Below are 21,244 nucleotides of genomic sequence, written 5' to 3' on the forward strand. Positions count from 1 at the left end.
TTTTAGGTTTGAAAAACAAAAGTTGCCATAAAATCCGTTCCAATTTTGAAAAAAAATCAAAAAATTTTAATTTTATCTAAACGTCTTTCCTTTTTTTCCGTTTATAAGACATATAAAGCAAAATTGAATCTCAAAGAAAAAAATAGAACTCAATTTTCTATAAAAAATATTCATAAATCTTTTGATTTAGCACACTCACTTTTTCAACTTTTCTATCCCTATGCAAAAATTAACAGTAAAACAATCACTTAGTCAGAAGCTATCGCCACAGCAGATACAGTTTATAAAATTATTACAAATTCCAACAGCAGAACTAGACTCTAGGGTTGAGGAAGAACTGGAAAGCAACCCTGCTTTAGAAGAAGGAAGAGAAAAAGAGAAGGAAAAAGAAGATGATAATAGTGATGATTATGATGAAATGGATTATTCTGAAACATCTTTAGATTCCCTAAAAGATTCGACAGCAGATATAAATGTGAATGATTATTTAAGTCAAGATGATGTAGCAGGGTATAAAATGCAAGGCGACGGAAATTATCAAGAAGAAGATAGAGATATGCCTATTTCTTCAATGAATTCTCTAATAGACGAACTTACTCGTCAGCTTGGTTATCTGCGCCTAGACGAGCGTATGCACACGATTGGAATGCAACTCATTGGCAGTATTGATGACGATGGTTATATCAGAAGAGACCTAGATGCTATCGTAAATGACCTTGCTTTCATACAAAATATTCAGACAGGCAGACCAGAAGTAGAAAAGTTATTACGCAGGATTCAGCAATTTGACCCAGCAGGAATTGCCGCTAGAGATTTGCAAGAATGTTTGTTGATTCAGCTCAAAAGACAAGAAAAAATAAAAAAGGAAGATGAGCCTCTCACAGAAGAAAACAAGGGAGAGTTTAAGATTTTAGAAGATGCAATTCACCTTATCTCTATGTGTTTTGAAGAATTTAAGAAAAAACACTTTAAGAAAATACAGCGCAAACTCAATCTTTCGGAAGATGAGTTGCGTTCGGCAATGGGAGTTATTCTAAAATTAAACCCAAAACCTGGTGGTTCGGGTTCTGGAATGGTAAAGGTGCAATATGTAATCCCAGATTTTACCATAAAATATAACAATGGCAATTTAGACCTTTCACTCAACTCTAGAAATGCTCCACAGCTTCATGTCAGTAGAAATTACACAAACATGCTAGAGGGTTATGATAAAAGTGATAAGAAAGATAAAAAACTAAAACAAGAAGTGTCGTTTGTAAAGCAAAAATTAGATGCTGCAAAATGGTTTATCGATGCTATCAAACAACGCCAACAAACACTTCTCAAAACAATGAGTGCCATAATGGAATATCAAAGGGAATTCTTTTTAGAAGGGGAAGATTCAAAGCTTCGCCCAATGATTTTGAAGGATATTGCTAATGAAATAGGAATGGATATTTCAACAGTTTCTAGGGTTGCAAATAGTAAGGCTGTTCAGACTGACTTTGGAGTTTTTCCATTAAAGTATTTCTTTTCTGAGAGTATTCAAACTGACTCGGGTGAAGATGTAAGTAGCAAAGAAGTGAAAGCTATTTTGAAAGGACTCATTGAAGACGAGAGCAAACGCAAACCTTATTCAGACGATAAGCTAGAAAAATTATTACGTGCTAGAGGCTATCAAATTGCACGTAGAACAGTTGCCAAATACAGAGAACAACTCAATATTCCTGTGGCTAGACTTAGAAAAGAGGTTTAAGAATTATCAAAAATGAAGTTTATGTGGGGACAAAGTACGCTTTGTCCTTTTTTTATGTATTTTAATTTGATAAAAGTGAGTGATAAAAAAGAAGATGACTGGAGTAATATTTTATTAGTAAATCTAGCTTGTCTAGTAGCTGGACTTATTATTTCCATTTTATTAGAATGGAGGTTATTTGGCTTGAGTTGGATTCTTTTCACAATCTCCACGGTCAATTACGTAATTAGTTCTAGAGCTACTAAAAACTATTTGGCTTGGGATAGAATGGGGCTTTTTTGTTTAATAGCTAGTTTTATAACTTTTATTTTAGCTTTTTTAAATTTACTTTCTGACCTACATTAATCTGAAAGCTATTTTTTTCAAACTAGATATAAATTATGATAAACCAAGACTTACATATTCTTTATGAAGAGCAATGGAATAAAAAAGCAAACTTTAGGGTAAAATATAAATTTTATACACGAGAAGAGGGAGGAAGAAAAACACCTCCTTTTCAAGGAATAAAAGGTAATTTTTGGTATGAACATGAAAATCACACAAAAAAAGGAATATTCAGTATTTGGGCAGAGTTTGAAGATGAACAAGGCAATGTAATTATCAGTAAAAGCAAACCTGTTACACAAGAAGGGACTGCAAAAATGTGGATTGCAATCTCTTCCTCATTTCTTTATCATACTGAAAGAATAAAAACAGGAACAATTGGCTATTTTATGGAAGGCTTGAAAAAAACAGCTTTTTGCAAAGTAATAGAAATTATTAATTTTGAAGAATGAAAAAAGACTTGATTGTAGAAATCAAGTCTTTTCTGTTTTATCATATAGAATATTTTCTTAGAAAATATTCTCCAAATCTTCTTTTTTGTATTTCAAATTTCGCTCTACAAAGACAGATTTTTGGTCTTCTTTTTTGAGCTGTAACATATTTTTAGAAAAAAGTCTGTTCATAAAAGCGATTGGAGTAAGGAAGATAAAAAAGACAATAGAAAGTAAAACCTTTCCATTTATTACTCCCAAAACGCTTGCAAACTTGAGCCACACCCAAGCTATTTTTTCAGCAAGCCAATTCCAAAAGAGTGAAATCAGACCAATTCCAAAAGAAATATATAATAAAATATCTATTTTGAATATAAAATAAAACACCATAAAACCAACCATAATGGCTAGTAAAGCTTCGACTACTTTTACTCTTTGCATAATTTAATTGTTAAAATAAGGTATAAATAAAAGGAGCAATCGCAGAACCACCACCAATAACGATAAGAACACCCAAAAGCATCAAAATGATAATCATTGGAGCAAGCCAAAACTTTTTACGCTGCATCATAAATGCCCATAAATCTTTTAAAAAATCCATATTCTTTCTATTTTTTAATGAGTTTATTTTTAGTTTAAATCAAAATTTCAATACAAAATACTCTAAAGAGTATTCTACAGAAATTATAATTAGTCTAATGCAAATTCTGTACGCCAATCATCTTTTTCAGCCCATTCAGGTTGAAGTTTTTTATCAAAAATAAAATCTCCAATGACTAAATAATCCATTTCGGTACGCATCAAGCATTTGTAAGCATCTTCTGGAGTACAAACGATAGGTTCACCACGCACATTAAAACTGGTATTTACTACCAAAGCATAACCTGTTTGTTCTTCAAAAGAACTAATCAGTTTCCAATATCTAGGATTTGTTTCTTTATGAACCGTCTGAATACGAGCCGAATAATCAATGTGTGTAATAGAAGGCAAATCACTTCTCAAAAAATATAATTTTTCCATCAATGGCATCGAATTATAATTTTCTGGAAAAGCATTCTGACGAGATTCTTTTACAGGCTGCACCAAAAGCATATATGGAGAAGGTGTTGTTTGTTCAAAATACTCTTCTACTTTTTCAGCCAAAACCGAAGGAGCAAAAGGTCTAAATCCTTCTCTATATTTAATCTTCAAATTGAGTTTTTTCTGCATTTCTGGATTACGTGCATCACCCAAAATACTTCTTCCTCCTAAAGCTCTAGGTCCAAATTCCATTCTTCCTTGAAACCATCCGATTACATTTCCATCTGCTAAAAGAGAAGCCGTTTTTTTGGCTAACTCATCAAAATCAGCATATTTTTCAGAAACAGCATTGTATTTTCTACCCATTTTCTGAATATCTAATTCTGAAAATTGAGGACCTAAATAGCTGCCCTGCATTTGGTCTAAGGTATCCGTAATTTCTCTTTCTTGCCCAAAATAAATATGATAAGCTGCTTGTGCTGCTCCTAAAGCTCCACCTGCATCACCTGCTGCTGGTTGAATAAAAATATTCTCAAAAACATTTGCCTTTTCTAACTTTCCATTAGCAACACAATTTAGTGCCACTCCACCAGCCATACAAAGATTTTTTGAGCCTGTTAGACGTTGCGCTTCCTTTGCCATCAAAATAACTACTTCTTCGGTTACTTGTTGAATGGCTAAAGCTAAATCACAATGCACTTGGTCAATAGGAGATTCAGATTTTCGTGTCGGAACGCCAAAAAGTTGTTCCCATTTTTTCTCTTGAATCATTCTCAAACCTGTCGCATAATTAAAATATGACTGGTCTAACCAAATAGAGCCATCAGGATAAATATGACAAAGTGTTTCTTTTATTTTCTTTACAAATTCTTTGGTTTGTTCTGCTTCAGGATTTCCATAAGGTGCAAGTCCCATCAATTTATACTCTCCTGAATTGACTTTAAAACCTGTATAATAGGTAAAAGCAGAATATAAAAGACCTAGAGAGTGAGGAAATTGAAGTTCTTTCAGAATAGTAATATCTTTTCCTTTTCCATGACAAATTGAAACAGTTGCCCATTCTCCTACACCATCAATCGTCAGAATAGCTGCATCTTCGTAATTAGAAGGATAAAAAGCACTCGCAGCGTGTGATAAATGATGTTCAGGAAAGAGAAGTTTAAAGCTTTTTTTGTCGTAGTCTTCTATTTCTTTTAGCTCTTGATAAATCATTCTTTTCAAAAACATTTTTTCTTTTAACCAAACAGGAATTGCCGTCAGAAATGAAAGTAATCCTTTTGGGGAAAAAGCATAATAGGTTTCTAAAAGGCGTTCAAACTTTAAAAGTGGTTTGTCATAAAAAACAATCGCATCTAGTTTATCAAGTGTAAGTCCAGATTCTTCCAAACAGTATTTTATAGCTTGAGAAGGAAAACTTGGGTCGTGTTTTATACGTGTAAAACGTTCCTCTTGTGCTGCTGCAATTATTTTTCCATCTTGTAGGAGTGCTGCTGCCGAATCGTGATAAAATGCCGAAATACCGAGAATATTCATTTGCTAAAAATAATGTAGAAATGTATGAACTGCAAAATTAGGATTTATTATTAGAACTACATACTTTTGAATGGATTTTTTGATAATAAAGCTATCTTTTACATAAAAATTACCTGCAAAAAATGTTCAAAAAACTAAATCCTAGTCTTTCTTTTTTACTTATTGCGGTCCTTCTTTGGCTTTTACAATATGGAGTTGATGTATTGATAGGAGATGGCGACGGGAAAATTACCTTTTTAGGAACTTATATTTTTGTGGGATTTATGCAAGTTTTTTTGATTATTTCAGCTTTGCTTTGGCTTCCAGAAGTAATTAGACGAATGAAAGGGAATTTTGCTCCTACCTCAAAAGACTTTTTGAAGCGAAATGCAGGTAGTGTTTTTATTTGTTTTATTCTATTTTTTGTCATAATCATAGACTTTTTTGGATTTGCTTTTTTCAATGAAAAAACCGTAGAACGCACCTATAAAGCTAGTCATTACAGAACACCACACCCTTGTTTTCATCACGGATTAGTTCAGAATATGGCAGTAGAAGCACTTTGGGGGGACATAAATTATCCTCTTTATACTAATTCTTTTGCTTTCAAAGATTCTGCTGTTTTTGAAGCGAAACAGACTTTAGATAAAAAACAAGTGGTTTTTATTGGAGATTCTTTTACAGAAGGAGTAGGAGTAGTTTATCAAAATACTTTTTTTGGAAGAATGAGAAAAGAGTTTTCAACCAATAATAAAATAGAACTTTGGAATGCTGGTTGTGTTTCCTATTCTCCTCTTGTTTATTACAACAAAATAAAATATTATACCGAAGTAGAAAACTTTAAGATTGATTATTTATGGGTTTTCATAGATGGCTCAGATATTCAAGATGAGATAAATTATAAAGATTTTGAAGCTAATTGTGATGAAAAGTTTGTTCCACAAGCAGGAACAATAGAGTATTACCGTTATAATATAAAGGATGATAATTCTCTTTTAGATATTTATAAAAATCATTCGCTATTGGTAAGGCTAATTTCAAATACCTACAAAAAACTTTTTACTGCCCCAAAAGACGATGAAAAAATAAAATACATAACTAATAGGTTATCTTGGATAGATAATGATACTGTTTATCAAGAATGGGGAAAAGAAGGAATTCAGTTAGCTGAAAATCACATGCAAAAACTGGTAGAACTCTGTGAGCAAAAAAATATTAAACTTACCATAGCTGTTTATCCGTGGGCTAAAATGATTAATAACCATGAAAGACAATTACAAACTTGGAAAGATTTCTCTCAAAAAAATAATATTCCTTTCATCAATTTATTTCCAGTTTTTGAAGAAAAGGTAAAAGAAACTTCTTTTGAGCAAGTAAACAAAAAATATTTCATACAAGGAGACGGACATTGGAATGCAGAAGGACACAAATTAGTAAAAGAAGCCATAAAAACTCCTTTTGAAGAAATCGTTTTAGGAATAGAAGAGATTGATAGCTTAGGAAGTGTAACACAATAGAAATCCTATGGTTCTTGCTAAAACTCAACACTACTAAATACACAGCTAGAAGCAAGGGCAACAAATTAAATGATATAAACAAATAAAGAATGAAATATACCTGTTATATACTATTTGCTTTTTTGCTTAGTGCTTGTAGTTTAGATGAGAGCTGCTCATTAAACCTTGCTGCATGGAAAACTGCTAAAGCAACACCTTTAGAATGTAGATATAGTTATTCTTACGATGAAAAAAAATCCCTCAAAAGATTTTCTCAGTTGGAGTGTGTTATAGATACTCTGAAAATTGGTATGTCTAGACAACACATTACTCAGATGCTAGGCTCTGGTGATACCTGTCAGTTTGAAAAAGGGCATTCAACAAACTATCTTTATGTAAAAAAAGGTGTAGGTAAAGAAGAAATGTCAGAGTTATATTTCCACACACTATCTGAAACAACAATTCCTTATGTAGTGAATCATAATGGTTCTAGTATAGATGCTCTAATTTTAAAATTTGATAATGACACACTAAAAACTGTGTTTTTTGCAAATGGGTGGTAGATAATTCCTAGCCCTTGCTCTACTTTTTTGTGGCTATCACTCGTTTTTAACGAGTGATTTATATGTATTCGGCTTGTAGCCGTGGTTTTTGTGTTTCAGATACAGTTTTTTGTTTTTGAGTTGCTACGCTAAAACAGCAAAAAAGCATAACGCAATAGAAATTCTTATTTTTTATTTTGATTTAATTTTCATTTGGTAGGTTTTTGGTTCAATTAAAGTTTTCAGAAAAAAACGCTTTTCTTACCTTTGCGTATGCAAGAAAAAATTATTATCCTAGATTTTGGTTCACAATATACACAGCTTATCGCTCGTCGTGTTCGTGAACTCAATGTATTTTGTGAAATACACCCTTTTAATAATATTCCTAATATTGATTTATCTTCAAATGAAGTAAAAGGAATTATTCTTTCAGGGAGTCCGTATTCGGTGCATCAAGAAGATTCGCCTAGAGTACCACAGATTTCAGAATGGCGCAAAAAACTACCTATTTTAGCTGTTTGTTATGGCGCACAACTCTTAGCTCATACGCATGAAGGCGAAGTAAAGCGTTCAGAAACTCGTGAATATGGCAGAGCAAAACTAATTCCTGTTATAGAAAATCCACTTTTAGAAGGAATCACAGCCGATTCTCAAATTTGGATGTCGCACGGAGATAGTATTTATTCTCTTCCAGATTCTATTGAAGTGATTGCCAAAACAGCGAGTATTCCTGTTGCAGCTTATCATTTTAAAGGCGAACCTACTTACGGTTTGCAATTCCACCCAGAAGTAACTCATTCGACAGACGGAAAAAAGATTGTAGAAAATTTCTTAGTCAATATTTGTAAATGTTCACAAGACTGGACACCTGCTGCTTTTGCAGAAGATACTATTAAAGCCTTGAAGGAAAAATTAGGCAACGATAAAGTTGTTTTGGCTCTTTCGGGTGGTGTAGATTCTACGGTAGCTGCTGTTTTGCTTCATAAAGCGATTGGAAAAAACTTATACGGAATTTTTGTTGATAATGGTCTTTTGAGAAAAGGAGAATTCGAACAAGTTTTGGAAACTTATCATAAAATGGGTCTAAATGTAACTGGCGTAGATTCTAAAGAACGTTTTTATCACAAACTAAAAGACAAAAGCGACCCAGAAGATAAACGAAAAGCAATCGGTTATACATTTATTGAAGTTTTTGATGAAGAAGCAAAACGCATTCAAGATGTAAAATGGCTCGGACAAGGAACAATTTATCCCGATGTAATCGAATCTGTTTCTGTAAAAGGTCCTTCTGCTACTATCAAATCACATCACAATGTTGGAGGACTTCCTGAAAAGATGAATCTTAAAATTGTAGAGCCTTTACGTGATTTGTTTAAAGATGAAGTTAGACGAGTTGGTGCAGAGCTTGGAATCGATAATTTTATCTTACAACGCCACCCTTTCCCAGGGCCGGGATTAGCTATTCGTATTTTGGGAGCTGTTTCAGTTGATAGAGTAGATATTTTGCAAGAAGTAGATGCTATTTTTATTAATGGACTCAAAGAAGCAGGTTTGTATGATGATGTTTGGCAAGCTGGTTCAATTCTTCTGCCTGTCAATTCGGTTGGTGTAATGGGTGATGAGCGTACGTATGAAAATGTAGTTGCGCTACGTGCCGTAACGAGTTTGGACGGAATGACAGCAGATTGGTGTCATTTGCCTTACGATTTTTTGGCTGAAATTTCGAATAAAATCATCAATAATGTAAGAGGTGTAAACCGAGTAGTTTATGATATTAGCTCAAAACCTCCTGCTACGATTGAATGGGAATAGTTTTGAACTGATTAGCAAGTGATTTGGCTTCGCCGAGCTATCGGTTATATGACTTTTAAGGTGAAATACAAGATAAATACAATTGAAAATCTGAGAAATTAAGTAATAATATCTTTTTAATGCTTATTTTATTTTCTTATCCTGTAATTGTCATAGTAATCATACAAATCACTTGCTAATAACTTCTCTACTTTAACAAACGGTATTTTTATAAAAAAAAATTAATTTGTATCTAGTTCATCAAAACAGAAAAAATCTAGTGTTGTGTTTTTGATAGTGTTTCCTAACTCTCTTGCTTTTTTCCAATCCTTACAGGCTTTATCAGGTTGTTGAAGGTCTAACAGTAACTTTGCTCTTTGGACATAATATTCTTTTTTACCATCATTATAAAAAATAGCTATATCTAAATTTTCCATTCCTTTCTCTTGATTATTCAGTTTAAAAAACAAATTCGAACGAGTATAATGAAAGTTTGATTCTGTTGGATATTGGTTGATAAGAATAAAGTTATTTTTTAAAGCTAAAACATAATTTTTGACTTCATTTTCTAGCTTTGCTATTATTTCCACTCGCTTTTCAGTCTGATTCTCACTTTTCTGGACTACTTTTTCAAAATCTTTTTGAGCCAAATTATCATTCTGAAGATTTGCGTAAGCTAAAGCCCTCTTTTCATAATAAATAGACTTTGTAGAATCTTGTCCAATCAAAGTAGTATAAATTTCGATGGCTAATTCATACTCTTTAAGACTCTTATAATATTCATCAGCTATTTCTTGAGCTGTCTTTTGTTCATATTTACTTAGGTCAAGAGCCGTCGAAAAATCTGTAATTGCTCCTTCTCTTTCATTTATTTTACCATAAGCAATTCCTCTTTCCAGATAAAAATCACTTTCTTGAATGAGTGCATTTTCAATTGCCTTTGTATAGTCTTTTAATGCTCCTGTTGGGAATCTAAAATGCTCACTATATAATTTTGCTCTTAAAAAATAAGCTGTTGCAAATGATTTGTCATATCCGATAGCATAACTAAGTTCATCTATTGCTGTATCATACTCTTTGATTTCAATATTTTGAAGAGCTTGATAATAATGAAACCTACTCATAAAATTATGCACAGAATTTACAAGTAGAAACATATAAACTATTATTCCGATAGAGATTAAGGTAGAAAAAAGGTTTGTGTTTTTTGGGTCTTTAGTCTGCTCATGATAACGTTTGAAGTTTTGGTCAGCTTCTGCTGGGCGATGATTAACATAATAACTATACGAATAAACAAATCGAAGTGTGGTATCATATTGTTGCTTCATAACTGGATTAGACAAAACTTGATAGGCTTCATTAATCTGCTTAAAAAGCTCTTCTGCAACAGGATTATTAGGGTTTTTGTCGGGGTGATACTCTACTGCCAAGCGTTTAAAGGCTACTTTAGCTTGTTCTTGAGAAGCAAGTTCTGGGATTCCTAAAGTAGTATAATGATTTTGCATGGCTCATTTATCGCTTTTTACTTATTTCAAGTAATCTTATTTTATGAGATTTTATTTTATATTTTACTTTTTATAACTTCTTGGTAATCATTATGTTTGTGATTTTATAAATGATTCAGTTTGATTTGTCATAATCTTAGAAAAGATACAAAAAAATTAATAATTACGCTAATTATTTTGGGTATCTGACAATTTTTGTACCTTCCTTTTTTATTAAAAATTGTGTTTTAAATTGGTCAGACCTTTGGTACAGACCAATTTAAAATACAAGATAGATATAAGTAATTTTGACTAGCTACTTATGATAAATACAGGGCAATACAAATAAAAATTCATTTTATTTCATTAATTCTGAATTCTAAAATCTAACTTCTAAATTTAATTATATCCTGTAAAATTAAAAGGAGTGATTTCTAAAAGTTCAGCTTTTATTTTATCATCAACATTCAATGTCTTGATAAATTCGTGTATTGTTTCTTGATTCATTGTTTTTCCTGTGCGTGTAAGTGCTTTTAGAGCTTCATACGGTTTTGGATATTTTTCTCTTCTCAAAACAGTTTGAATAGCTTCTGCCACAACAGCCCAATTATTTTCTAAATCTGCTTTTATCTTAGCTTCATTAATTTCTAACTTCGCAATTCCTTTTTTTAGAGATTTCAAGGCAATTAGAAAATGTCCAAACGGAACACCTAAATTTCTCAAAACGGTAGAGTCTGTCAAATCACGTTGTAGCCTAGAAATAGGAAGTTTTGTAGATAAGTGTTCGAAAAGAGCTGTCGAAATCCCTAAATTTCCTTCTGCATTTTCAAAATCTATTGGATTTACTTTGTGAGGCATAGCAGAAGAACCCACTTCGTTCGGATTTATTTTTTGCTTGAAATATCCCATCGAAACATACGCCCAAATATCTCTACTAAAATCTATCAGAATTGTATTGATTCGTTTGTAAGCATCTAATCTTGCTGCCAAAAAATCATAATTATCAATTTGTGTTGTCCATTCTTGGCGTTCTAAACCCAAATGATTCGATAAAAAATTCTTTCCAAAAACTCTCCAATCCGTTTTGGGATAAGCTACTTTATGCGCATTAAAATTTCCTGTTGCACCTCCAAATTTTCCAGTATGAGGAAGAGTTTTGAGATTTTCGAACTGCTTTTCCAAACGATAAGCAAAAACTTTTATTTCTTTTCCCAAATGCGTAGGCGATGCTGGTTGTCCGTGTGTGTGAGCCAATAAAGGAATGGAATCCCACTCTTTCGAGACAAAATTTAGGTTTTCTATAATTTCATTTATTTCACTAAAAAGAACTTTTTCTTCTGCTTCTTTCAATAAAACAGGATTTGCAGTATTATTTATGTCTTGTGAAGTCAATCCAAAATGAACAAACTCATTATAAATCCCTAAGTCCAGTTTTTCTAGTTCTTCTTTTACAAAATACTCAACAGCTTTTACATCATGATTAGTAACCTTTTCAGTTTCTTTAATTTTTTGAGCATTCTCTAAAGAAAATTCAGTATAAATTTTTCTTAGATAACTAATCTGATTTTCAGAAAGCTCTGGAAGCTGTGATAATTCTGTTTTGGGTACTTTACAGAGCGCAATAAAATATTCAATTTCTACTCGTACACGAGCTTGAATAAGCGCATATTCTGAAAAATAGTCTTGAAGAGATTTTGTATGACGCTGATAACGTCCGTCAATGGGAGAAATAGCTGTAAGCATAAAGCTAATTTAGAATTTAGAATTGAAAAGTCAGAATCAATTAATGCAAAGATAAAACTTCTAAACTCTAAATTTATGGTTGGTTTCTTATTTAATTCTAAAATCTAATTTCTATCTTCTAAATTATGAGTTATTTCACGTAGTTCAGGCATCCTGCCTGAACATAAAAAAGCAGCTTTTATTCTTAATGGTCAGTCTGGAAGACTGACACACAAAATAGCTATGATAAGGTTTAATTTATACCCTCTAAATTGATTAATAATTATTTTTTATGATAGAAAATACAGACCTTTGCGCTCGTTTAAGACTTAAAGAAAAAAATCAATCAAAAAACTATGAAGGTTACTTTTTCAACGATTGCTACCTATTTTTTTCGTGGCTTACTTATCACAGTTCCTTTAGCTGGGACAATTTATGTCGTGATTTCTTTCTTAGAATGGATGGATTCGCTACTTCCTTTTCGTACCTCAGGCGTTGGCATTATAGTTATTTTAGTTTCTCTGACTTTTATTGGCTATCTGACTTCACTTTTTGTAGCGAAGTCTTTTTTCGAATGGTTTGAAAAATTTCTTTTGCGCCTTCCAATGGTCGGACTTATTTATACTTCTATAAAAGATTTGATGGCTGCTTTTGTAGGAGAAGAAAAGAAGTTTAGCAAGTCAGTTTTGGTAAAACTTAATGCTGAAAACGAGATTTATAGGCTGGGCTTTATTACAGCAGAAGATTTATCGCTTTTAAAAATAAAGGATTTGATTGGTGTTTATTTTCCTCACTCTTACAATATTTCTGGAAATCTGTATTTAGTAGCTGCCAAAAACATTACGCCCATTGATTATGACAATTCGGCTGACCTAATGAAGTTCATTGCTTCTGGTGGTGTTTCCGAGCTTGTAGCAGTAGAAAACAAACAGCAAGAATTTGGAGAAGACCTTTTATGATAGGAACTAGGAGATGGAAATTAGGAGCTAGAAACTACAAATTTCCTAGTTCCCATTTCCTAACTCCTAATTCCTAGTCCCTAAATCCTAATTCCCATTTTCCCAATTCCCTAAACCCCATTTTCAAAAAAACATGGATTTTAATTTTAAAGAAATCGTTTCAGTATCGCTTATTTTATTTTCTGTCATTGATATTTTGGGTTCAATCCCTATCATTATTGATTTACGTAAAAAAAACGGTGGCGAACTACAAGCCTTACAGGCAACAATAGTTTCAGGTATTCTGATGGTAGCTTTTTTGTTCTTAGGACAAGAAATTTTACAGCTTTTTGGTCTTGATGTAGCTTCTTTTGCTATTGCAGGAGGTTTGATTATGTTTTTTATTGGCTTAGAAATGGTCTTAGGAATCGATTTTTTCAAATCTGACCCAGAAGTTAGTAATTCTACAGTAGTACCTTTAGCCTTTCCACTCATTGCAGGTGCAGGAACGATGACAACACTTATTTCACTCCGTGCAGAATACTCTCAACAAAGTGTTTTGATAGGCATTGTTATTAATTTGGTTGTTGTTTATCTTGTTTTACGTGCCTCCAAATGGATTGATAAAAGACTAGGAGCAACAGGAAAAGCTGTTTTACGTAAAGTTTTTGGCATTATTCTTTTAGCTATTGCAATAAAACTTATTAAAACAAATATTGTAATAGGCATAGTTTAATTCTACTCTACCCTACTATTTTTATTTTTTATCCTCAACGACGCTTTTAAGCTCGTTGACGGTTGGAAATAATGTAAAAAATCATTTAAAATAAAAATAATGAAAAAACTCTTTTTTTTAACTCTGCTTTGTTTCTCTTTTTTTGAGTTTAGCTTTGCACAACAAGCAATCATTAAAGTAAATCCTTTGAATCCACTTACGCCGATACTTACACGTTACACAGTAGGGGCAGAAATTGCTATTACTCAACATTCTTCACTTAGTTTATTTATAACTAGGCTCAACGCAAATTTGAAAGAAGACTTCAAAAATAAAAATCAAGAAGAAATAGAAGGAGCAATACATCTGACAAACTGGGCATTTATGCCTGAGTATAGGTATTATTTTAGTCAACAAGCCTTGAATGGTTTTTATGGAGGTGCTTATGCAAATTATGCTCGTATGAACGCTGATATTTCTATCAATGGAGGTTCGGCAAGTACAACAGGAAAAGCAGATGTAAGCTTTAATAATTATGGCTTAGGACTAATGACAGGCTATAATTTTTTAATAAAAGAGCATTTTTCAATAGATATTTTTACTGGATTAGGTGGTTTTTGGTATAATGTTAATGAAATTACTATCAATTATCAAAATGAAGATGTTGTGCAACAGAAAATACCAATTCCTATTGCTGGTCTTTTTCCACGAATAGGCTTAAATTTGGGCTATGCTTTCTAAATTCATTTGACTAAATAATTCAATAGACTAATTAATAATCTAACTATCTTTTATATTTTAACAAAAGTTATTGTTTTTTTTCGTAATTTTCGGTTACTATTTAAAGTATTACATAAAAAATAGTAATTGATAAATTAGTATAACCAAAGAAACATTGGTTAAAAAAAATAAAATTAAGCAGTAAAACACGTATTTTCTCAACAATCAATTTAACCTCAAACGAAATTCCCTATTTTATGAAATTAAATTCTTTATACTCGTATTTCCTTGTATTTTCTTTGCTTCTATCTATCGGAACATTTTCTTCTTGTGCTAGTGGAACAGAAACAACAACTGAAGAAACAACCGAAGAAGTTACAGTAACTAATGAAACGGTAGATACTGACCAAGAAGCTCCAACAAAGTTTGCTAATCTTGATGAAATGATTATGGATTTGGGAGATTATAGCACAGATAACAATACGTATGAAAAAATATCGGATACACAAATTCGCATTTCTCCTGCTGTTCCTGCAAGTGCTGATGATGCTCAAATTCAAGACATCGTAAAAGCAAGTATGATTTCTATGGCAATGCGTGCTTTTATTCATACTGACGCAACAGAAGTAAATATCAAAGTTGTTCCTCAAAAAGCATCTATGAATCCTGAAGATGCAAAAATGATGGAAAAATATATGGTGGAAGGTACAGTTACTCGCCAAAAAGCAGAAGAAGTAACCAAACAATATGCAGGAACTGACCTAAACTCTCTTGTAGGAAATAAAATTGGAGACCTTTTCCGTGCTGATATGCCAAACGATAACTTAGAAAAATTGAGAGGAAACGAAAACTTAAATGCTGTTTTTGATGCTCTTACAGGAAAGTAATATTTATTTCGAATTAACTTAGATAAAATACAAAAGCATATTCTATTAAAAAGGATATGCTTTTTTTGAATTTTTATTTTGATGAATAATTATAAAACTCATAGTTGGCTAATTTTTGCTTTTATTTTTTTGTTCTTACTTCGTTTTTTTCGTTTGTCAGAATTAGGCTTACACGATTATGATGCTGTAACTAATTTCTTAGCTGCAAAGAAAATAGTAGAAGGAGATTTTTCGATGCTTTTTCATCACGCTGCACCTTTATTGCATAGTTTTGATTCTTTCTTTTACTTTGTATTTCAAAAAGCTTCTAATTCTTTTACTTTTTTAGGTTATGCAGAGGCAGCCTTACAAATTACTGCTATTTTATTTTTGTGTTCTGTTCTGAAAAAGGATTGGAAGTTTTCGGCTACGGCAGCTTTCTTCTTAGCTGTTTTTGTAGGAAGTTCGCCATTACTCGTTTATACAGGTCGCTGTCTGACGATTGATAATGGAAGTTTGCTTTTTATTATTCTTACACTGAATCAGCTTCAAACATCCGTTTTTGAGAATAAAAATTCTAAATCTATACTTTATTTAAGTATTTATTTTGCAATCGCTTTTGGCTTTAATTACAAATCTATCTTGATTTTACCTTTTGTTTTTGGTTATCTGTTTTACCAAAATTCTATTTTTAGTTTTATAAAAAAAACAGCTATTTTTTGTGGTATAAATATTCTTTTTGTAGGTTTTTGGACACTTATAGGACAACTTCTAATAGGAAAATGGACAGCTTATTTGGGAAACTTATACTATTTGATTTTTGAAGCACACCAAAGAGAGGTTACAGGAGAATCTTGGGTAGAGTTTGATTTACTTTACTATTTCAAATACATTTTTTATTTCGAAAACCCCTTAATTTGGATAGGAATGGGAATGGTTATTTTTTCTGTTGGCAAGAAATTTTTGAAACGAAATGAAAATAAAACGAAAGAAAATACACAGGCACTTTCTTTTGACTGGCAAGAATTAATCAATCAGAAAATTATTTTTTGGCTCTTACTTTTGGGTTCTATTGCTATTCCTACTTTGTTTTTAGAAAAAGCTCCTCGTATTTGGATTTTGGTTTTGATACTTGCTTATGCACTTTCTGCTTGGGCATTTTTATTTGGAGAACTTCTTAATAAACTTGGAAAATGGTTTCTTTTTTTAGGAATATTCTATAACTGTTGGCTTATTATGGCGCATATTTATTCCTATTCTGCAACTTCCTACAATGAAGCAGCGACTTATATCAGAGAAAATTTGGTAAATAATAAGTTTGATAAAACCGAAAAAGTATATCTGAAAGGAACGCTACAACCCATTCCATTTTTAGAAAAAGAGAAAATTAATTATTTTATCTTACCTCAAGATTTTGATACAAACTTTACTATTAAAAATAAAAATGTATTAAATGACATAGATTCTGTTTTTTATATTTTGACAGATGATTATTGCGTTTTGGCAAACAATTGTTTGGAAGCGGAAAGAATAATAAACGATAAAACGATAAAATATTCAATCAGAAATGAATATGAACAAAAATATAAATTGATAAAAGAATGGAAAGAAGCTACGCTTTCAGAACCTTTTTTATACGTAGAACACAGTCAATATTTAGGTTTGAATTTTTCTAAAAGCTATGATTTATGGCAAAAACAACTACAAGACAGCACAACAATTCGTTTGTATAAAGTCTATCAATAACTATTCTAATGTATTCACAAAAAAAAGCATTTATCTTTATGATAAATGCTTTTTGAGATTACATGTCTAGAATCTGTTTTAGTTAAGATACTTCTCAAAAGAAGCCTTAATTTTTTCTTTGCTATCCTTTGCTCCAATCTTGACTAGCTCTTCTTTTGTTTCAGAATCTATCAAAACTAAGAAGCCTGTTCCTTTGTGATTTTCCAATACAGACATTACACTATTTGCAGCTGCAAAAGCCTGTGTAGCTTCTTTAGTATCCTTATCAGTAAAATCAAATCGTATAAACTCTACATCAGAAATGTCTATATCTGCTTTGATACTCTCAATTTTGTCAGAAAGTTTGGTACAGTAAGGACACCAATCAGCGTGAAAAACAACAGCAGTAACTTTTGAAGGAGATTTTGTAGTTTCTGTGCTTTGTGCAGTTGCTAAGAATGAAACAAAAAATAGGGCAATAAATGTCAAAAAATACTTTTTCATAGTAGGTTGAAAATTTGAATTTGAATAAAAATTAATAACTGATTCTTATCCGTTTATACCCAAATCATTAAATAATCACCCATTCTTACTCTTCATTTCTATTAAAAAACATTAACCCCTCAAAGTTATTTTTTTCTCATCAAGGTAATAAACTCTTCAAGTAAAGCCACATTTTTTTGAGCAGGAGCAGTTTCAAATTTACTATTGACATCAAAACCAATACATTTATGATGAATATGCCCTGTTAATTGTTCTACATCTTCTAGCGAAATTCCTCCACTTAGCATAAAAGGGGTTTTTAAGTCATAGATTTTAAGCATTTCCCAGTCAAACTTATGTCCACTTCCTCCATAATTTGGAGTTTGGGTATCAAACAAAAAATAATCTACAAAATCTTCATATTCTCGCATGTGAGCAAGTGAAATTCCTTCTTTTCCTACCGAAAAAACTTTTATAATATTAATTCCCTTCTCTTTCAAGTTTTGACAAAAAGTAGGAGATTCATTTCCATGAAGCTGTACAAAGTCTAACTTCCATTGAGTAGCAATTCGTTCTACCTCAGCACATGTAGATTCAACAAAAACGCCTACTCGTTTGATAGAAGTAGGCAAATCTTTGGGCAATAATTTATCTAAAAGCTCTCCGCTCAAATCTGACTGACGAACATAACGTTTCGAACGAGGATAAAAAATAAATCCCAAAAAATCAGGACAAAGGGAAGCTATTTGCTCAATATTCTGAGCATCACGCATTCCACAAACTTTTATGAGAGAAAGAGGCATTTTGTTGTTGGTGTGCAGTTTGAAGTAAAAACACTGTAAGAAATTACATGCTACTAAATTACGAATTTCTTATTGAAAGCAAAAATTACGGTTCTCATTTTACGCTATCAAAAAAATTCTATTTGTATTTCAATCAAAAAATAGTTTACCTTTGCAGTGCGAAAGGGGTGCTGATGATTTTCGTATTTTTCTCAAAAAAAGAAAAGAAAATTAAAAGCTGAGATTATACCCTATACAAAATTTTGTAGATGAACCTGAACTTGGTAATTCAAGCGTAGGGATTCGCTCCTCATTTTATATTTGGTTTTCAAACCCTAAGGGTTTCTGAAAATCCTTAGGGTCTATTGTCCTATCTCCTTTCCGTTTTAATTTTTCAGCTATAAACAACCTAAAACAAAACGGAAATTATGAAAAATATTTTTTCAATTCTATTCCTATTTATTCTTACTCTATCTTATTGTTTTGCTCAAGATGCAAACAAATATTCCATCACAGGAACTGTAAAAGATAAAAATGGTGAAAACTTGATTGGTGCGACAGTCCTATTAAACTTCAATAATGGCAGTTTCAATAAAGGAACAGTTACAAACTCTGACGGAGAGTTTAGCCTTACAAACCTTTCTTCTGAAATAGGAGAATATACACTCAGAGTTTCTTATATCGGCTATGAAACGGTTGAGAAGGAAATCAATTTGAATGCAAATACAGTTCTTGATATTGTATTACCAGACGGAAAAACGCTTTCAGAAATCGTCATCAAATCTTACCGAGAATATCCTGTTACGCTTACAGAACTGGGTGAAAAAGAAATTGAAAAGCGTAACTTAGGACAAGACTTACCTATTTTATTGCAATACACGCCTTCTGTTGTTAGCACTTCTGATGCAGGTGCAGGTGTGGGTTATACAGGAATGCGAGTTCGTGGAAGTGATGCTACTCGTACAAATGTTACAATAAATGGAATCCCTTTGAATGATGCAGAATCTCAAGGTGTTTTTTGGGTAAATATGCCAGATTTTGCTAGTTCGGCAAGTTCTGTTCAGATTCAAAGAGGTGTCGGAACGTCTGTAAATGGTGCAGGTGCTTTCGGTGCGTCTGTAAATATTGCAACGCAAGAACCAACAGATGAAGCAGGTGCAGAAATTAGTAATTCATTTGGTTCGTTTAATACTTTTCGTCATAATTTGCAATTCAATACAGGACTTCTGAAAAATAGAGTAAAGTTTTATGGTCGCCTTTCGAAAATTACTTCTGATGGATTTATTGATGAAGCCTTTTCAGATTTGAAATCATTTTTTCTTTCTGGAGTTTATCAAAATAAAATTGGAACAAGTATAAAACTAAATATTTTTGGAGGAAGAGAACAAACTTTTCAAGCGTGGAATGGTGTTCCTCAAGAAATTTTAGATGAAGGAAATCGTACTTACAACGAGCTTGCAGGGTATGATAACGAAACGGATAACTATGGACAAGACCATTATCAATTTATTTTTGACCAAAAAATAAATAAAAACCTAACAGCAAACGTAGCTTTTCATTATACAAAAGGAAAAGGCTATTTTGAGCAGTTCAAATCAGGCGAGGATTTTTCTGATTATGGTTTAGAAGAACTTATTACTAATTTTTCTGATACACTAACAGTCAATGATTCAACAGTTTTTATCAATTATTCTGACACCGTCAATACAACTGATTTAATTCGTCGCCGTTGGTTGGATAATGATTTTTATGGAACTGTTTTTAACCTAAACTACGAAAGTGATGCTACAAAAGGTAATGAACCTGTCTTGACTGCTATTGTTGGTGGTGGCTATAATATCTATGAAGGAGGACATTTTGGGGAGATTATTTGGGCAGAATATGCTTCACAAAGTTCTATTAGAGATAAATATTATGAAAATGATGCTACAAAAACTGATTTTAATATTTTTGGAAAGGTAAATTATCAAGTTATTGAAAATCTTTTTGCCTTTGCTGACCTTCAAGTTCGTACAATTAATTATGACTTCTTAGGCTTTGATAATGATTTAAGTAATGTAGAACAAACAGCCAACCTTTCGTTTTTCAATCCAAAATTTGGTTTGACTTACAAACTAGACAATCATCGTTTTTATGGTTCTTGGGCAAGAGCGAATCGTGAGCCAAATCGTGATGATTTTACAGAATCTACGCCAAACACTCGCCCAAAAGCCGAACGTTTGGATAATATAGAATTGGGTTGGAATGGTCGTTTTGAGAAGCTTAGTTTATCAGCCAATTATTATTTGATGAATTATACCGACCAACTTATTCTGACAGGTCAAGTAAATGATGTTGGTTCTTATACTCGCCAAAATGTCGATAAAAGTTATCGTACAGGTGTAGAGATTGTAGCAGATTATCAGTTTAGTGAGAAGTTTTCTTGGTCAGCAAATGCTACTTTTAGTCAAAACAAAATCAGTGATTTTACAGAATATTTAGATGATGAAAATGGTCAAGTAGCCATCAATTATGGGGAAACAGATATTACATTTTCGCCTTCTGTGATTGCAGCCAATACATTTAGTTTCCGTCCTGCAAATGGTTTTTCTATCAATTTACTTTCTAAATACGTAGGCGAACAGTTTTTGGACAACACAAGTACAGATACAAGAAAACTAGATGCTTATTTTGTAAATGATTTACAATTAGTTTATAATTTCTCTTACAAATTCTTCAAAAATATAGAGCTTAACCTGCTTGTAAATAATATTTTGAGTGAAGAATATGAGAGCAATGGTTATACTTTTGGCTATATTTATCAAGGAGAAACAGTTCGTCAGAATTATTTCTATCCACAAGCTGGGCGTAATTTCTTGGTCGGATTGAAACTTAATTTCTAGGGAATTTCTAGGAATTGGGAAATGGAGATTGGGAGTTAGGAAATACAATACGGTTTGTTCAATTTTTTTGATTGGA

The 21,244-nt window shown here is 32.1% G+C and carries 19 protein-coding genes and 1 riboswitch; of the genes, 12 read left to right on the forward strand and 7 right to left on the reverse strand.

The window, feature by feature from the left end:
• The first annotated feature begins 220 nt into the window (after window positions 1-220).
• Genes rpoN through WAF17_RS04965 form a run of 3 tightly spaced genes read left to right on the forward strand, consistent with a single transcriptional unit; the run spans window position 221 to window position 2,511 of the window.
• Window positions 221-1,735, forward strand: coding sequence for an RNA polymerase factor sigma-54 (gene rpoN, locus WAF17_RS04955; RefSeq protein ID WP_338767007.1), 1,515 nt, complete (start codon window positions 221-223; stop codon window positions 1,733-1,735).
• Window positions 1,736-1,747: 12 nt separating this feature from the next.
• Entirely contained in the window at window positions 1,748-2,080 is a 333-nt protein-coding gene (locus tag WAF17_RS04960) for a hypothetical protein (protein WP_338767009.1), read from the forward strand.
• Between the two features lie 35 nt (window positions 2,081-2,115).
• Window positions 2,116-2,511, forward strand: coding sequence for a hypothetical protein (locus tag WAF17_RS04965; protein ID WP_338767012.1), 396 nt, complete (start codon window positions 2,116-2,118; stop codon window positions 2,509-2,511).
• Between the two features lie 57 nt (window positions 2,512-2,568).
• Here the strand turns inward: WAF17_RS04965 and WAF17_RS04970 are convergent, their stop codons facing one another.
• The 3 genes from WAF17_RS04970 to WAF17_RS04980 all read right to left on the reverse strand — a co-directional run bounded on the left by WAF17_RS04970 (window position 2,569) and on the right by WAF17_RS04980 (window position 5,043).
• Window positions 2,569-2,931 carry a hypothetical protein gene (locus WAF17_RS04970; RefSeq protein ID WP_338767015.1) on the reverse strand — a complete coding sequence of 121 codons (363 nt, stop codon included), beginning with the start codon at window positions 2,929-2,931 and terminating at the stop codon, window positions 2,569-2,571.
• A 10-nt stretch (window positions 2,932-2,941) separates the two neighbouring features.
• On the reverse strand, window positions 2,942-3,091 hold the full coding sequence (locus WAF17_RS04975) for a DUF5989 family protein (RefSeq protein ID WP_338767018.1): 150 nt from the start codon (window positions 3,089-3,091) through the stop codon (window positions 2,942-2,944).
• Between the two features lie 89 nt (window positions 3,092-3,180).
• Window positions 3,181-5,043, reverse strand: a complete 1,863-nt coding sequence (locus WAF17_RS04980; RefSeq protein WP_338767021.1) for a carbamoyltransferase — start codon at window positions 5,041-5,043, stop codon at window positions 3,181-3,183.
• A 122-nt stretch (window positions 5,044-5,165) separates the two neighbouring features.
• Between WAF17_RS04980 and WAF17_RS04985 the strand changes: the two genes are divergently transcribed.
• The 3 genes from WAF17_RS04985 (at window position 5,166) to guaA (ending at window position 8,872) form a co-directional block, all read left to right on the forward strand.
• The gene (locus WAF17_RS04985) at window positions 5,166-6,539 is read left to right on the forward strand and encodes a hypothetical protein (protein WP_338767024.1); all 1,374 of its coding nucleotides are present in this window, start codon (window positions 5,166-5,168) and stop codon (window positions 6,537-6,539) included.
• An 89-nt stretch (window positions 6,540-6,628) separates the two neighbouring features.
• Window positions 6,629-7,081, forward strand: a complete 453-nt coding sequence (locus tag WAF17_RS04990) for a hypothetical protein (RefSeq protein ID WP_338767026.1) — start codon at window positions 6,629-6,631, stop codon at window positions 7,079-7,081.
• A 252-nt stretch (window positions 7,082-7,333) separates the two neighbouring features.
• On the forward strand, window positions 7,334-8,872 hold the full coding sequence (guaA, locus tag WAF17_RS04995) for a glutamine-hydrolyzing GMP synthase (protein WP_338767028.1): 1,539 nt from the start codon (window positions 7,334-7,336) through the stop codon (window positions 8,870-8,872).
• A gap of 221 nt (window positions 8,873-9,093) precedes the next feature.
• On the opposite strand, the gene WAF17_RS05000 is transcribed toward guaA, so the two are convergent.
• Together WAF17_RS05000 and purB are read right to left on the reverse strand one after the other, a co-directional pair.
• Entirely contained in the window at window positions 9,094-10,356 is a 1,263-nt protein-coding gene (locus tag WAF17_RS05000; protein WP_338767031.1) for a DnaJ domain-containing protein, read from the reverse strand.
• A 378-nt stretch (window positions 10,357-10,734) separates the two neighbouring features.
• Window positions 10,735-12,078: an adenylosuccinate lyase gene (gene purB, locus WAF17_RS05005; RefSeq protein ID WP_338767033.1), complete on the reverse strand. Its 1,344-nt coding sequence runs from the start codon at window positions 12,076-12,078 to the stop codon at window positions 10,735-10,737.
• A gap of 335 nt (window positions 12,079-12,413) precedes the next feature.
• Here purB and WAF17_RS05010 point away from each other — a divergent pair, with 335 nt between their 5' ends.
• The 5 genes from WAF17_RS05010 (at window position 12,414) to WAF17_RS05030 (ending at window position 17,042) form a co-directional block, all read left to right on the forward strand.
• The gene (locus tag WAF17_RS05010) at window positions 12,414-13,016 is read left to right on the forward strand and encodes a DUF502 domain-containing protein (protein WP_338767035.1); all 603 of its coding nucleotides are present in this window, start codon (window positions 12,414-12,416) and stop codon (window positions 13,014-13,016) included.
• Between the two features lie 133 nt (window positions 13,017-13,149).
• Entirely contained in the window at window positions 13,150-13,731 is a 582-nt protein-coding gene (locus tag WAF17_RS05015) for a MarC family protein (RefSeq protein ID WP_338767038.1), read from the forward strand.
• A gap of 99 nt (window positions 13,732-13,830) precedes the next feature.
• Complete coding sequence (locus tag WAF17_RS05020) at window positions 13,831-14,451, forward strand: DUF3575 domain-containing protein (RefSeq protein WP_338767040.1); 621 nt, start codon at window positions 13,831-13,833, stop codon at window positions 14,449-14,451.
• Between the two features lie 236 nt (window positions 14,452-14,687).
• The gene (locus WAF17_RS05025; protein ID WP_338767043.1) at window positions 14,688-15,317 is read left to right on the forward strand and encodes a hypothetical protein; all 630 of its coding nucleotides are present in this window, start codon (window positions 14,688-14,690) and stop codon (window positions 15,315-15,317) included.
• An 81-nt stretch (window positions 15,318-15,398) separates the two neighbouring features.
• Entirely contained in the window at window positions 15,399-17,042 is a 1,644-nt protein-coding gene (locus tag WAF17_RS05030; protein ID WP_338767045.1) for a hypothetical protein, read from the forward strand.
• A gap of 78 nt (window positions 17,043-17,120) precedes the next feature.
• Here WAF17_RS05030 and WAF17_RS05035 read toward each other — a convergent pair whose 3' ends face one another.
• Both WAF17_RS05035 and WAF17_RS05040 read right to left on the reverse strand, forming a co-directional pair.
• Window positions 17,121-17,525, reverse strand: coding sequence for a thioredoxin fold domain-containing protein (locus WAF17_RS05035; protein ID WP_338767048.1), 405 nt, complete (start codon window positions 17,523-17,525; stop codon window positions 17,121-17,123).
• Window positions 17,526-17,650: 125 nt separating this feature from the next.
• Window positions 17,651-18,307 carry a phosphoribosylanthranilate isomerase gene (locus WAF17_RS05040; RefSeq protein ID WP_338767051.1) on the reverse strand — a complete coding sequence of 219 codons (657 nt, stop codon included), beginning with the start codon at window positions 18,305-18,307 and terminating at the stop codon, window positions 17,651-17,653.
• A gap of 153 nt (window positions 18,308-18,460) precedes the next feature.
• Window positions 18,461-18,605, forward strand: a riboswitch (TPP riboswitch).
• Window positions 18,606-18,714: 109 nt separating this feature from the next.
• On the opposite strand from WAF17_RS05040, the gene WAF17_RS05045 reads away from it, so the two are divergent.
• Complete coding sequence (locus tag WAF17_RS05045) at window positions 18,715-21,168, forward strand: TonB-dependent receptor (RefSeq protein WP_338767054.1); 2,454 nt, start codon at window positions 18,715-18,717, stop codon at window positions 21,166-21,168.
• Window positions 21,169-21,244 lie beyond the last annotated feature (76 nt).

The organism is Bernardetia sp. ABR2-2B (assembly GCF_037126435.1).
Lineage (GTDB): Bacteria > Bacteroidota > Bacteroidia > Cytophagales > Bernardetiaceae > Bernardetia.